Origin of the sequence: Paraburkholderia sp. CNPSo 3272 (assembly GCF_024206495.1) — a bacterium.
Taxonomy (GTDB): domain Bacteria; phylum Pseudomonadota; class Gammaproteobacteria; order Burkholderiales; family Burkholderiaceae; genus Paraburkholderia.
Map to the genome: position 1 here is coordinate 207,872 of NZ_JAMBPQ010000004.1, position 12,445 is coordinate 220,316.

A 12,445-nucleotide genomic window follows, 5' to 3' on the forward strand; every position below is an offset into this window, starting at 1 on the left:
CGATGGCGCTCCGAACGCGTCCGCTGCGCCTCGCAATGGTCGCCGGCGAGCCGTCCGGCGACCTGCTTGCGTCGTCGCTGCTCGCGGGTCTCAAAGCCCGCTTGCCCGACACTACGCAGTACTACGGAATCGGCGGTCCGCGCATGACGGCCGCCGGCTTCGACGCGCACTGGCCGATGGAAAAGCTCTCGGTGCGCGGCTACGTCGAGGCACTGCGGCACATCCCCGAGATTCTGCGCATCCGCAACGAGCTCAAGCATCAGCTGCTGGCCGAACCGCCTGACGCCTTCATCGGCGTGGACGCGCCCGACTTTAACTTCGGCCTCGAGCACGCGCTGCGCGATGCGGGTATTCCGACCATCCACTTTGTCTGCCCGTCGATCTGGGCGTGGCGTGGCGGTCGCATCAAGAAGATCCAGAAGGCGGTGGATCACATGCTGTGCGTGTTTCCATTCGAAACGGCGCTCCTCGAGAAGTCCGGGGTGGCGGCATCGTACGTGGGCCATCCGCTCGCCGACGAGATTCCGCTCGAACCGGATATGCCCGGTGCGCGCCGCACGCTGGGCCTGCCGGAAAGCGGCCCCGTGATCGCGGTGCTGCCGGGCAGCCGCCGCTCGGAAATCAACCTGATCGGGCCGACCTTCTTCGACGCGATGCAGATCATGCAGCGGCGCGAGCCGGCGCTGCGTTTCGTGATGCCGGCGGCAACGCCGGCCATCCACGCGCAGTTGCAGGAACTCGCGAACGGGCATCAGGGTCTCGCGCTCACGATCATCGACGGCCAGTCGCAACTCGCCATGACGGCGGCTGACGCGATCCTCGTAAAGAGCGGCACGGTTACGCTCGAAGCGGCGCTGCTCAAGAAGCCGATGGTCATCTCCTACAAGGTGCCCTGGCTCACGGGGCAGATCATGCGCCGTCAGGCCTATCTGCCTTACGTGGGCCTGCCGAACATACTCGCCGGCCGCTTCGTCGTGCCGGAAATCCTGCAGCACTTCGCGACGCCGGAGGCCCTTGCCGACGCGACGCTCACGCAGTTGCAGGATGAGGCAAACCGGCGCACGCTGACTGAGGTGTTCACGCAGATGCATCTGAGCCTGCGCCAAAACACCGCGGAGCGCGCGGCCGAGGTCGTTGCGCGCATCGTCGAAGGCCGAAAGGGGCGGGCATGAGCGAGGACACGATCACGCGCACGACCAGGCGCACGACAGCGCCGGCGGTGAAAAAGCCGCCGTCGCAGGCGGCGCTCAAGCTCGCCGCGCGTCGCAAGGCGGCGCGGCAGGCCGGACTGCTGTTCGAATCGCCGGACGACGTGATCTGCGGCGTCGACGAGGCCGGCCGCGGACCGCTCGCCGGGCCGGTGGTCGCGGCGGCCGTGATTCTCGATCCGGGCCGGCCGATTCGCGGGCTCAACGATTCGAAAGTGCTGACGGCGCAGGCGCGCGAAACGCTCTACGAGCGCATCGTCGAACGCTCGCTCGCGTGGTGCGTCGCGTCGGCGAGCGTGGAGGAAATCGACACGCTCAACATCCTGCACGCGACGATGCTGGCGATGCGGCGTGCGGTCGAAGGCTTGAGCATCGTGCCGACGCTCGCGAAGATCGACGGCAATCGCTGCCCGGTGATGCCGGTGCGCAGCGAGGCGGTGATCGGCGGCGACGCACTGGTGCCGAGCATTTCGGCGGCGTCGATCATTGCCAAGGTCACGCGCGACCGCATGCTGGTCGATCTGCACCAACGCCATCCGCACTATGGCTTCGACGCCCATGCGGGTTACGGCACGCCGCAGCACCTCGAAGCGTTGCGCTTGCATGGTCCGTGCGAGCATCACCGGCGCTCGTTCGCGCCCGTGCGCGACGCCTATGTGCTGCACGGCATCGTTCTGCCCGGTGTTCCGGCGGTGGTCAGTGATCTTGCCGGCCTCGAATCAGACGACGCCTTCGCGCCGCTGCCTTGAGCCGCCGCTGACGGCGTCTCACGCGAGCCGGCACCGTTTCGCGTAGTGCCGGTGCCGCCTTTTTCTATCTCCCGATCCTCATTTGACACGCCAGGGCCGCCCGTGAAAGCCATTACCTCACGCGACAATCCGCTCTACAAGCGCCTGAAGGCGCTCGCCGGCTCGACGCATCAACAGCGGCGCAGCCATCAGGCCTTGCTCGAAGGCTTCCATCTTGCGAGCGCGTGGCTCGACGGCGGCACGCAGCCCGAGTACTGCGTGGTGACCGAAGGCGCGCTCACGCATGAAGAAGCGCGGGCGATCGTCGCCCGCGTGGACGAGCGCCGTGTGATTACACTGCCCGATGCGCTGTTCGGGCAGCTCTCGAACGTCGTTCACGGCGTAGGGCTGCTGCTGCTCGTCGATATGCCTGAAGCACAGTTGCCCGAGCGCGTCGCATCGACGTGCCTCGTGCTCGACGGATTGCAGGATGCCGGCAACGTCGGCTCGATCCTGCGCAGCGCGGCGGCGGCCGGCATCGACACGGTGTTCTGCACGCCGGGTACGGCCTATGTGTGGTCGTCGAAGGTGCTGCGCTCGGCAATGGGCGCGCATTTTCTCCTGCAGGTCTACGAGAACGTGGAGGCCGAAGCGCTCGTCGAGATGCTCGGCGTGCCGGTCGTCATCACCGATTCGCATGGCGCGCAGGCGATCGACGAGGCCGATCTCGCGGGCCAGGTCGCGTGGGTGTTCGGCAACGAAGGAGCGGGCGTCTCGCAGGTTTGGCGCGACGCGGCCGCGCTGCGCGTGACGATTCCGCAGCCGGGCGGCATGGAGTCGCTCAACGTCGCGGCGGCGGCGGCCGTGTGTGTGTTCGAGCAATGCCGGCAGCAGCGGCATGCGCGCTAACGCTCGCGCGAGCGAACAGTAAAAAAGCCCGCTCAGATGCGGGCTTTTTCGTTTCAGGCCGGGCGTTTCAATACGAGGGCTTGTCGATGCGGATTTCCTGCAGGATCGTCGTGGCGATCTCCTCGATCGACTTATGCGTCGACGAGAGCCACTTGATGCCTTCGCGCCGCATCATCGCCTCGGCTTCGTTGACCTCATAGCGGCAGTTTTCCAGCGCGGCATACTTGCTGCCCGGGCGCCGCTCGTTGCGGATCTCGGTCAGGCGCTGCGGATCGATCGAGAGGCCGAAAATCTTCGTGCGATGCGAAAGCAAGGCATTCGGCAACTTGCCGCGCTCGAAATCGTCCGGGATGAGCGGGTAATTCGCGGCCTTCACGCCGTACTGCATCGCGAGATAGAGGCTCGTAGGCGTCTTGCCGCTGCGCGACACGCCAACGAGGATCACGTCGGCGTCGGCGAGGTTGCGGTCGGACTGGCCGTCGTCGTGCGCGAGCGAGAAGTTGATCGCCTCGATACGGTTCTTGTATTCGTCGGTGTCGGCGTTCTGGTGGCCGCGACCCATGGCGTGGCTCGACTTGAGTTCCAGCTCCTGCTCGAGCGGTTCCACGAAGGTCTGGAACATGTCCATCACGAGCGCATTCGCGCGCTTGACGATCTCGTTCGAGTTGCTGTCCACGAGCGTCGTGAACACGATCGGACGGCGGCCTTCCTGCACGGCGGCTTCGTTGATCTTCTCCGCGGTCGAGTAGGCCTTTTCGGACGAATCGACAAAAGGCACGCGCACGAGGCGGAATTTCTGGTCGAACTGCGACAGGATCGAATGCGCGAAAGTTTCGGCAGTGATCCCGGTACCGTCGGAGACGATGAATACGGTAGGCGGCATCGGTTGAGGCTGGGTACGTGAGCTGCAGGGCCGCTCGGGACAGGCTTGGGCGCCCGGAAAGCCCCGTCCGGCGGTACCGAGGGGCAATTCTCGCCGCCTGGCACAAATTCCAGAGTCGGCACGGTAGAATAGCGGCAACCTGTTGGATAAGCAATTGCAGTGCAACCGCGCCAAACGGCCGCCTATCGCGGCGCATTCTGGTGTCAATTTGCAGCGATTCCATCTAACTACATGGAATCGCACGCATCTTCCTGCTTTTCCATTGAATGGGACCTCGTTCGCGCCGAGTGAGCGATTGTTTCTCCAACAGGTTGCGCAAGACGCGATCCGCCTCCAATGGGCGGACCGCGTTCGAGCCCACTTGCGCAATCGTGAATTTTTTTCACACTTAGGGGCTTGTATGACTAACACCGTTGCCAAGGATCAGGCGTATGTAGTGCCTTTCGAGCAGTTGCGGATGACCGATGTCGAGATCGTGGGCGGCAAGAACGCCTCGCTCGGCGAAATGATCAGCCAGTTGGCTGAGGCAGGCGTGCGAGTGCCCACGGGCTTCGCGACGACCGCGCTCGCGTTCCGCGACTTCCTGAAACATAACAACCTGACCGAACGGATCGCCGCTCGTCTGGAGACGTTCGACGTCGACGACGTGAAGGCGCTGGCCGAAGCCGGCAAGGAGATCCGTCAATGGATCGTCGACGCGCCGCTGCAGCCGAAACTCGAAGCGGAAATCCGCGCCGGTTTCGAGACGCTGCAGAACGGTTCGCCGTCCGAGCTGTCGTTCGCCGTGCGTTCGTCGGCAACGGCGGAAGACCTGCCCGACGCATCGTTTGCCGGTCAGCAGGAAAGCTACCTCAACGTGGTCGGCATCGAAGACGTGCTCGATCGCCTCAAGCACGTGTTCGCGTCGCTCTACAACGACCGCGCCATTTCCTATCGCGTCCACAAGGGCTTCACCCACGCCGAAGTCGCGCTGTCGGCTGGCGTGCAGCGCATGGTCCGTTCGGACCGCGGCGCCGCAGGCGTGATGTTCACGCTGGACACGGAATCGGGCTTCAAGGACGCCGTCTTCATCACGTCGAGCTACGGCCTCGGCGAAACGGTCGTGCAGGGGGCAGTGAATCCGGACGAGTTCTACGTCTTCAAGACCACGCTCGCTCAGGGCAAGGCTCCGATCATCCGCCGCTCGATCGGCTCGAAGCTCATCAAGATGGAATTCACGCAGCCCGGCGAGCCGGGCCGCGTGAAGACGGTCGACGTCTCGCACGAACAGCGCAACCGCTTCTCGATCACCGACGAAGACGTGATCGAACTGGCCAGGTATGCCGTCATCATCGAGAAGCACTACCAGCGTCCGATGGACATCGAGTGGGGCAAGGACGGCCTCGACGGCAAGATCTTCATTCTCCAGGCGCGTCCTGAGACCGTGAAGAGCCAGGCCGCCGGCAAGATCGAGCAGCGCTTCAAGCTCAAGGGCCAGTCGCAGGTGCTCGCAACGGGCCGCGCTATCGGCCAGAAGATCGGCGCGGGCCGCGTGAAGGTAATTCACGATCCGTCCGAAATGGAACGCGTGCAGCCGGGCGACGTGCTGGTCGCCGACATGACCGACCCGAACTGGGAGCCGGTGATGAAGCGCGCTTCGGCGATCGTCACGAACCGTGGCGGCCGTACCTGCCACGCGGCGATCATCGCGCGCGAACTGGGCGTGCCGGCCGTGGTGGGCTGCGGCGACGCGACCGACGTCCTGAAGGACGGCGCGCTCGTGACGGTTTCGTGCGCGGAAGGCGACGAAGGCCGCATCTACGACGGTTTGCTGGAAACCGAAGTCAGCGAAGTGCAGCGTGGCGATCTGCCGGCCATTCCGGTCAAGATCATGATGAACGTCGGCAACCCGCAACTCGCGTTCGACTTCTCGCAGCTGCCGAATGCGGGTGTTGGCCTCGCGCGTCTCGAGTTCATCATCAACAACAACATCGGCGTGCACCCGAAGGCGATTCTCGAGTACCCGAATGTCGACGCGGACCTGAAGAAGGCCGTGGAAAGCGTGGCACGCGGTCACGCCTCGCCGCGCGCGTTCTACGTCGACAAGCTCACGGAAGGCATCGCCACGATCGCGGCGGCGTTCTATCCGAAGCCCGTGATCGTGCGCCTGTCGGACTTCAAGTCGAACGAGTACAAGAAGCTGATCGGCGGTTCGCGCTACGAGCCGGACGAAGAAAACCCGATGCTGGGTTTCCGCGGCGCGTCGCGTTACATCGCCGAGGACTTCGCGCAGGCGTTCGAAATGGAGTGCCTCGCGCTCAAGCGCGTGCGTGAAGAAATGGGTCTCTCGAACGTCGAGATCATGGTGCCGTTCGTGCGTACGCTCAAGCAGGCGGAGCGCGTGGTCGGCCTGCTCGAGAAGTTCGGCCTCAAGCGCGGCGTGAACGACCTCAAGCTGATCATGATGTGCGAAGTGCCGTCGAACGCGATTCTCGCCGAAGAGTTCCTGCAGTATTTCGACGGCTTCTCGATCGGCTCGAACGACCTCACGCAGCTCACGCTCGGCCTCGACCGGGACTCGGGCATGGAACTGCTGGCCGTCGACTTCGACGAGCGCGATCCGGCCGTGAAGTTCATGCTCAAGCGCGCGATCGAAACGTGCCGCCGTCTGAACAAGTACGTCGGCATCTGCGGTCAGGGCCCGTCTGACCATCCGGACTTCGCCCAGTGGCTCGCGGAAGAGGGCATCGCTTCGATCTCGCTGAACCCGGATTCGGTTGTCGAGACGTGGCAGCAACTGGCGAAGGCGCAGTCGAAGTAAGCGCGGTGCCGAGGGCGTTAATCCTCGGCGCATGCCAAGCTTGATGCAGCTTCCCTTGCGTCACTGCACGCTGCGGAAAAAAGTGTCAGCTTCGTGCTATAACACCCCGGTCTATCCGGGGTGTTTTACTTTGGGAGGTCGTCGTGGGTCCGCATGGTTTGTTCTGGTGGATTGCCGCTGGCGTGCTCATCGTCGCCGAGCTGATGACCGGTACGTTCTACCTCTTGATGATCGCGCTCGGCTTTCTTGCCGGCGCGCTCGGCTATGAGTTCGGCGCGCCGCTCGACGTGCAGCTGATTATCGCGGCAGCGGTCGGCCTCGCCGCCGTGGTCACGCTGCGGCGCTCGCGTTTTGGCCGCCGCCGGCGCATGACCGACGCCTCGAGCGATCCGGGCGTGAACCTCGATATTGGCGCGACACTTGCTGTCGCCGCATGGCGCGACGGCCGCGCGCGCACGATGTATCGCGGCGCCGAATGGGACGTCGAACTCGCGCCTGGCGAGCCCGAAGATGCGCCTCTCTATGAAATCAAGGCGGTGCGCGGCAGTTGCCTCGTCGTTGCGGCGAAGCGCGAGCGGCGCGAGGCTGATACGCCCGGCACCGCTCGCGACGGCGCGCGTCACGCGTGACCGGCCGGATTCAAATCACACCAACACACCACACAGAAGCGAACGGAGGTCCCGTATGCAAGTCCCAGTCGTCGGCCTGATTCTGCTCGTGATCGTCGTCGTGCTGATCGCGCAGACCATCAAGATCGTGCCGCAACAGCATGCCTGGGTGCTCGAACGGCTTGGGCGCTACCACGCCACGCTCACGCCGGGGCTGACGATCGTGCTGCCGTTCGTGGATCGCGTGGCCTACAAGCACGTGCTCAAGGAGATTCCGCTCGACGTGCCCAGCCAGGTCTGCATCACGCGCGACAACACGCAGCTACAGGTCGATGGCGTGCTGTACTTCCAGGTGACCGACCCGATGAAAGCGTCGTACGGCTCGAGCAATTTTGTGTTCGCGATCACGCAGCTTTCGCAGACTACGTTGCGCTCGGTGATCGGCAAGCTCGAACTCGACAAAACCTTCGAGGAACGCGACTTCATCAACCATAGCGTCGTGTCGGCGCTCGATGAAGCTGCATCGAACTGGGGCGTGAAGGTGCTGCGCTACGAAATCAAGGATCTCACGCCGCCGAAGGAAATCCTCCACGCCATGCAGGCGCAGATCACCGCGGAGCGCGAAAAGCGCGCGCTCATCGCGGCCTCGGAAGGGCGCAAGCAGGAACAGATCAACCTGGCCGCCGGGGCGCGCGAGGCGGCGATCCAGAAGTCGGAGGGCGAGCGTCAGGCGGCGATCAACCAGGCGCAGGGCCAGGCGGCCGCCATTCTCGCGGTGGCCGAGGCGAACGCGCAGGCCATCCAGAAGGTCGGCAACTCGATCCAGGCGCACGGCGGGATGGACGCCGTCAATCTCAAGGTGGCCGAACAGTACGTGAATGCCTTCGCCAATCTGGCGAAGCAGGGCAATACGCTGATCGTGCCGGGCAACATGGGTGACCTGAGCACGATGATCGCTTCGGCGCTAACGATCGTGAACCGCGCGGGCCTGCGCGAGGGGCAGATCAGCGGGGCGGGGGCGACGAAGGGCGCGTGAGCGCCCAGGCTGGCGGAAACGACAACGGGCCGCGTGAGCGGCCCGTTGTCCATCTGGACGACTCCGGAAGAATCAGGTGGCCGAGCGCATCAGGCGCGCCTTTTCGCGCTCCCAGTCGCGCTTTTTCTCGGTTTCGCGCTTGTCGTGCAGCTTCTTGCCCTTGGCGAGGCCGATCTCGCACTTCACACGGCCGCCTTTGTAGTGAAAGTTCAGCGGCACGAGCGTGAAGCCGCGCTGCTCGACCTTGCCGATCAGCTTGTCGATTTCCTCGCGACGGAGCAGCAGCTTGCGGATGCGCGTGGGGTCCGGCTGGATGTGCGTCGAAGCCTCGGGCAGCGGGCTGATGTGCGTGCCGATCAGGTAGAGCTCGCCGTCCTTGATCACGACATAGCTTTCCTTGATATTGGCCCGCCCGGCGCGCATTGCCTTGACTTCCCATCCTTCCAGCACGAGCCCAGCCTCGTGGCGCTCTTCGATGAAGTAATCGAAGAACGCTTTTCTGTTGTCGATGATGCTCATAGGAAAATGGGATTGGCCCAACTCGTTTAAAATTACGATTTTAGCAAAGCGGGCTCCCGAAAGCCCGTAGCGCTTTCACCCTAGCCACGCATTGCGCAATTTATGGCGGATGTCCAGAAAACCGTGTTGATTCGCCATTCGGCGGAACAAATGTTCGACCTCGTCACCGACGTCGCCGACTACCCCAACTTCCTGCCGTGGTGCGGCGGCGTCGAGATTCGCCGTCAGGACGAGAGCGGCATGGAGGCGAAGATCGACATCAACTTCAAGGGCATCAAGCAACACTTCGCCACGCGCAACTCGCAAAAGCGGCCCGAGCGCATCGACATGGAATTCGCCGATGGCCCGTTTCGCAGGTTCACGGGCTACTGGCGTTTCACGCCGCTGCGCGCCGACGCCTGCAAGATCGAGTTTGCGCTGCATTACGAGTTTTCAAACATCATTCTCGAGAAGCTCATCGGGCCAGTGTTCCATCACATCGCGAACACCTTCGTCGAGTCCTTCGTGAAGCGCGCCGACCAGCGCTACGGCAAGCCATGAGCGCGAAACTTTCCGTCGACGTCTGCTACGCGCTGCCGGATGCGCAGACGCTCATCAGCATCGAGATGCCCGCGGGCGCGACCGTCCAGCAGGCCATTGACGCGAGCGGTATTCTCGCGCGCCATCCCGAGATCGATCTGGCGAAGCTCAGGGTGGGCGTGTACGGCAAGCTCAAGCCGCTCGACACCGTGCTCGCCGACCACGACCGCGTGGAGATCTATCGGCCGCTGATCGTCGACCCCAAGATGGCGCGCCAGCGCCGCGTCGACAAGACCCGCAAGGAAGGCTCGATCGAAGGGCGCAAGTGGTTGCCCAAGGACTCGCGCTAGAGGTTCGAGCCGGGTTGCCACCGATTTGACGCACAAACGTAATGGGCGGGACAGCTTGCGCTGTCTCGCCCATTCGGCATTTTGCGGCCCGGCGCGCTCAGGCGATGGTCGTGCGGCCGTTTTGCTTCGCGTCGACGTTGGGTTGCGCAAGGCGGCTTTCGTTGCCGATGCCCGGCAGATCGCCGTTCGGCACGATGCCGTCGCCGTGCGCGGTGTCTTCCGGACCGCCCGAATGCTGGCGTACCGACCAGCTTACGCCCGCCACGAGCAGCATGATCGCCGCGATTTCCAGCCCGCGCGGCAGCCGGTGATCGTAAATAAAGCCATAGAGCAGGGCGAACAGCGTCTCGAACACGATCATCTGACCCGAGAGCGTGAGCGGCAAGCGCTTGGCGGCGGCGTTCCAGAGTCCGTTGCCGAGCCACGAGGCGCCGATCGCGAGCACGAGATTCAACTGCCAGAACGTGGTCCAGCGGCCTGCGGCCACGGTTTCCTGCATCCAGTGCGACGGCACGAGGAGAATGCCGAGCCAGAGCAGGCCGCCGAGTGCACCCGTGACCACGCCCCAGAGCACCGACCATTCGTTGCCGCTGAAGTGCGCATGGCGCTGCAGATAACGAGCGTTTTCGACCGCGAACCAGGTCCAGCACACGAGGGCGCCCACGGCGCAGCCGATGCCTGCAATACGTGTGAGGACGCTCGCACCGCCTGCGTCGCTCGTCGCGGTGAACACGTCCACGTTAATGCAGACGATGCCGGCCGCGATCATGGCAAGCGGCAAGATCAGACGTGACAGCGGCACGGCGCCATGATCGCGGCGGCCGAGCAGCGTGACCGTGACGGGCAGCACGCCGACGATCAGCGAGGCCGGCGCGATGCCCACCAGATGGATCGCGCTCGCGAGAAACAGGTAATAGAGCACGTTGCCCATCAGCGCGAGTTTCACGAGCGCGACGAGATCGGCACGCGTCATGCGCGGCCAGCCCCGGCGCAGCATGGGCACGAGCGCGGCGAGCGAGACGAGCCCATACATCGCGTAGCGGCCCGCGCTCAGGAGCAATGGCGAGAACTCCGCCAGTTGCCGGGGCACGACGAACACCGTTCCCCATAACGCGCCGGCGAGCACGCCGTACAACACACCACGCTGCATTCGTATTGCCTCCTGAAACTTCGGGCGGCCCAGGCGGGCCGTTTTGACACGACGGCCCGAAGCATAACTGGAGGCGTGCGCGGCCGTCTTGTTCAATCCTGCAGCGTGCGTGGGATATTCGGGTCGGACGCGTGCATGCCAGCACGGCTTGCGCCGACAGGGCCGGAGCGTGGAAATAATCCCGAAAACGGCGCTAAGCTACTGTTAGCGCTGATGATTTCCAGGGCGCTATCGCGTATAATCTGCTTTTGCGCCTATAGGATTTGCCATGCGTCTGATCCAGAAAGCACTCACGTTCGATGACGTGCTCCTCGTCCCCGCCTTTTCCGACGTTCTCCCGCGCGACACCAGCCTGAAGACCCGGCTGACCCGCAATATCTCCCTGAACATTCCGCTCGTGTCGGCCGCTATGGATACCGTCACGGAAGGCCGTCTGGCGATCGCCATGGCGCAGCAGGGCGGTGTCGGCATCGTCCACAAGAACCTCACTCCGGCCGAGCAGGCGCGCGAGGTCGCGAAGGTGAAGCGCTTCGAGTCGGGCGTCGTACGCGATCCGATCACGGTGCCGCCGCAAATGAAGGTCGCCGACGTCATCGCGCTCTCGCAGCAGCATGGCATTTCGGGCTTCCCGGTCGTGGAAGGTGCGCAACTCGTCGGCATCGTCACGAACCGCGATCTGCGCTTCGAAACGCGTCTGGACGAGCCGGTGCGCTCGATCATGACGCCGCGCGAGCGCCTCGTCACTGTCAAGGAAGGCACGCCGCTCGTCGAAGCCAAGGCGCTCATGCACAGCCATCGCCTCGAGCGCGTGCTGGTCATCAACGACGCATTCGAGCTGCGCGGTCTCATGACCGTCAAAGACATCACCAAGCAGACCGAGCACCCGGCCGCCTGTAAGGACGAGCACGGCAAGCTGCGCGCGGGCGCGGCAGTCGGCGTCGGTCCGGACAACGAAGAGCGCGTCGAGCTGCTGGTGCAAGCCGGCGTGGACGTGATCGTCGTGGATACGGCGCACGGCCACAGCAAGGGCGTGCTCGAGCGCGTTCGCTGGGTCAAGAAGAACTTCCCGCGCGTCGAAGTGATCGGCGGCAACATCGCCACGGCCGACGCGGCGCGCGCGCTCGTCGAGTACGGCGCGGACGGCGTGAAGGTCGGTATCGGTCCTGGCTCGATCTGCACGACGCGTATCGTGGCCGGCGTGGGCGTGCCGCAGATCAGCGCGATCTCCAATGTCTCGGAAGCGCTCAAGGGCACGGGCGTGCCGTGCATCGCCGACGGCGGCGTGCGCTACTCGGGCGACGTTTCGAAGGCGCTGGCCGCCGGCGCGAACGCCGTGATGATGGGCAGCATGTTCGCGGGCACCGAAGAGTCGCCGGGCGACGTGTTCCTGTATCAGGGCCGCCAGTACAAGTCGTATCGCGGCATGGGCTCCGTCGGCGCGATGAAGGATGGCGCCGCGGACCGCTACTTCCAGGACAACTCGGCGAACATCGACAAGCTCGTGCCGGAAGGCATCGAAGGGCGAGTCGCCTACAAGGGGCCGATCAACGCGATCCTGTTCCAGCTGATCGGCGGCGTGCGCGCTTCGATGGGCTACTGCGGCTGCCGTACGATCGAAGACCTGCATGCGAAGGCGGAGTTCGTGCAGATTACCGGCGCCGGCCTGCACGAGTCGCACGTGCACGACGTGCAGATCACGAAGGAAGCGCCCAACTATCACGTGGACTAAATCCCG

12 protein-coding genes are annotated in these 12,445 nt (G+C 64.3%); 9 read left to right on the forward strand and 3 right to left on the reverse strand.

Annotated features, from left to right (window positions below; translation table 11 throughout):
* The first annotated feature begins 2 nt into the window (after positions 1–2).
* The 3 genes from lpxB (at position 3) to M3I53_RS07195 (ending at position 2,845) form a co-directional block, all read left to right on the forward strand.
* Positions 3–1,172 carry a lipid-A-disaccharide synthase gene (gene lpxB, locus M3I53_RS07185; RefSeq protein ID WP_254315259.1) on the forward strand — a complete coding sequence of 390 codons (1,170 nt, stop codon included), beginning with the start codon at positions 3–5 and terminating at the stop codon, positions 1,170–1,172.
* Positions 1,169–1,957, forward strand: coding sequence for a ribonuclease HII (gene rnhB / locus M3I53_RS07190; protein ID WP_254315260.1), 789 nt, complete (start codon positions 1,169–1,171; stop codon positions 1,955–1,957). Before lpxB ends, rnhB begins: the two co-directional genes overlap by 4 nt.
* Before the next feature lie 102 nt (positions 1,958–2,059).
* Positions 2,060–2,845 (forward strand): RNA methyltransferase, encoded by a 786-nt coding sequence (locus M3I53_RS07195; RefSeq protein ID WP_254315261.1) that lies wholly within the window; start codon positions 2,060–2,062, stop codon positions 2,843–2,845.
* A gap of 67 nt (positions 2,846–2,912) precedes the next feature.
* Here M3I53_RS07195 and M3I53_RS07200 read toward each other — a convergent pair whose 3' ends face one another.
* Positions 2,913–3,728, reverse strand: a complete 816-nt coding sequence (locus M3I53_RS07200; protein ID WP_028204047.1) for a pyruvate, water dikinase regulatory protein — start codon at positions 3,726–3,728, stop codon at positions 2,913–2,915.
* Positions 3,729–4,128: 400 nt separating this feature from the next.
* Here M3I53_RS07200 and ppsA point away from each other — a divergent pair, with 400 nt between their 5' ends.
* From ppsA to M3I53_RS07215, 3 genes are all read left to right on the forward strand, one after another.
* Positions 4,129–6,528, forward strand: a complete 2,400-nt coding sequence (gene ppsA, locus M3I53_RS07205; protein ID WP_254315262.1) for a phosphoenolpyruvate synthase — start codon at positions 4,129–4,131, stop codon at positions 6,526–6,528.
* 143 nt (positions 6,529–6,671) lie between these two features.
* Positions 6,672–7,157 carry an NfeD family protein gene (locus tag M3I53_RS07210; protein ID WP_254315263.1) on the forward strand — a complete coding sequence of 162 codons (486 nt, stop codon included), beginning with the start codon at positions 6,672–6,674 and terminating at the stop codon, positions 7,155–7,157.
* A 55-nt stretch (positions 7,158–7,212) separates the two neighbouring features.
* The gene (locus M3I53_RS07215) at positions 7,213–8,172 is read left to right on the forward strand and encodes an SPFH domain-containing protein (protein ID WP_254315264.1); all 960 of its coding nucleotides are present in this window, start codon (positions 7,213–7,215) and stop codon (positions 8,170–8,172) included.
* A gap of 72 nt (positions 8,173–8,244) precedes the next feature.
* Here M3I53_RS07215 and smpB read toward each other — a convergent pair whose 3' ends face one another.
* Positions 8,245–8,691 (reverse strand): SsrA-binding protein SmpB, encoded by a 447-nt coding sequence (gene smpB / locus M3I53_RS07220; RefSeq protein WP_254315265.1) that lies wholly within the window; start codon positions 8,689–8,691, stop codon positions 8,245–8,247.
* Positions 8,692–8,793: 102 nt separating this feature from the next.
* Between smpB and M3I53_RS07225 the strand changes: the two genes are divergently transcribed.
* Both M3I53_RS07225 and M3I53_RS07230 read left to right on the forward strand, forming a co-directional pair.
* Positions 8,794–9,231, forward strand: a complete 438-nt coding sequence (locus tag M3I53_RS07225) for a type II toxin-antitoxin system RatA family toxin (protein WP_254315266.1) — start codon at positions 8,794–8,796, stop codon at positions 9,229–9,231.
* Entirely contained in the window at positions 9,228–9,560 is a 333-nt protein-coding gene (locus tag M3I53_RS07230; protein ID WP_254315267.1) for an RnfH family protein, read from the forward strand. The genes M3I53_RS07225 and M3I53_RS07230 overlap by 4 nt, the downstream gene beginning before the upstream one ends.
* A gap of 97 nt (positions 9,561–9,657) precedes the next feature.
* Here the strand turns inward: M3I53_RS07230 and M3I53_RS07235 are convergent, their stop codons facing one another.
* Positions 9,658–10,710: a DMT family transporter gene (locus M3I53_RS07235; RefSeq protein ID WP_254315268.1), complete on the reverse strand. Its 1,053-nt coding sequence runs from the start codon at positions 10,708–10,710 to the stop codon at positions 9,658–9,660.
* A gap of 268 nt (positions 10,711–10,978) precedes the next feature.
* Between M3I53_RS07235 and guaB the strand changes: the two genes are divergently transcribed.
* Positions 10,979–12,439 (forward strand): IMP dehydrogenase, encoded by a 1,461-nt coding sequence (guaB, locus tag M3I53_RS07240; RefSeq protein WP_254315269.1) that lies wholly within the window; start codon positions 10,979–10,981, stop codon positions 12,437–12,439.
* Positions 12,440–12,445: the final 6 nt, after the last annotated feature.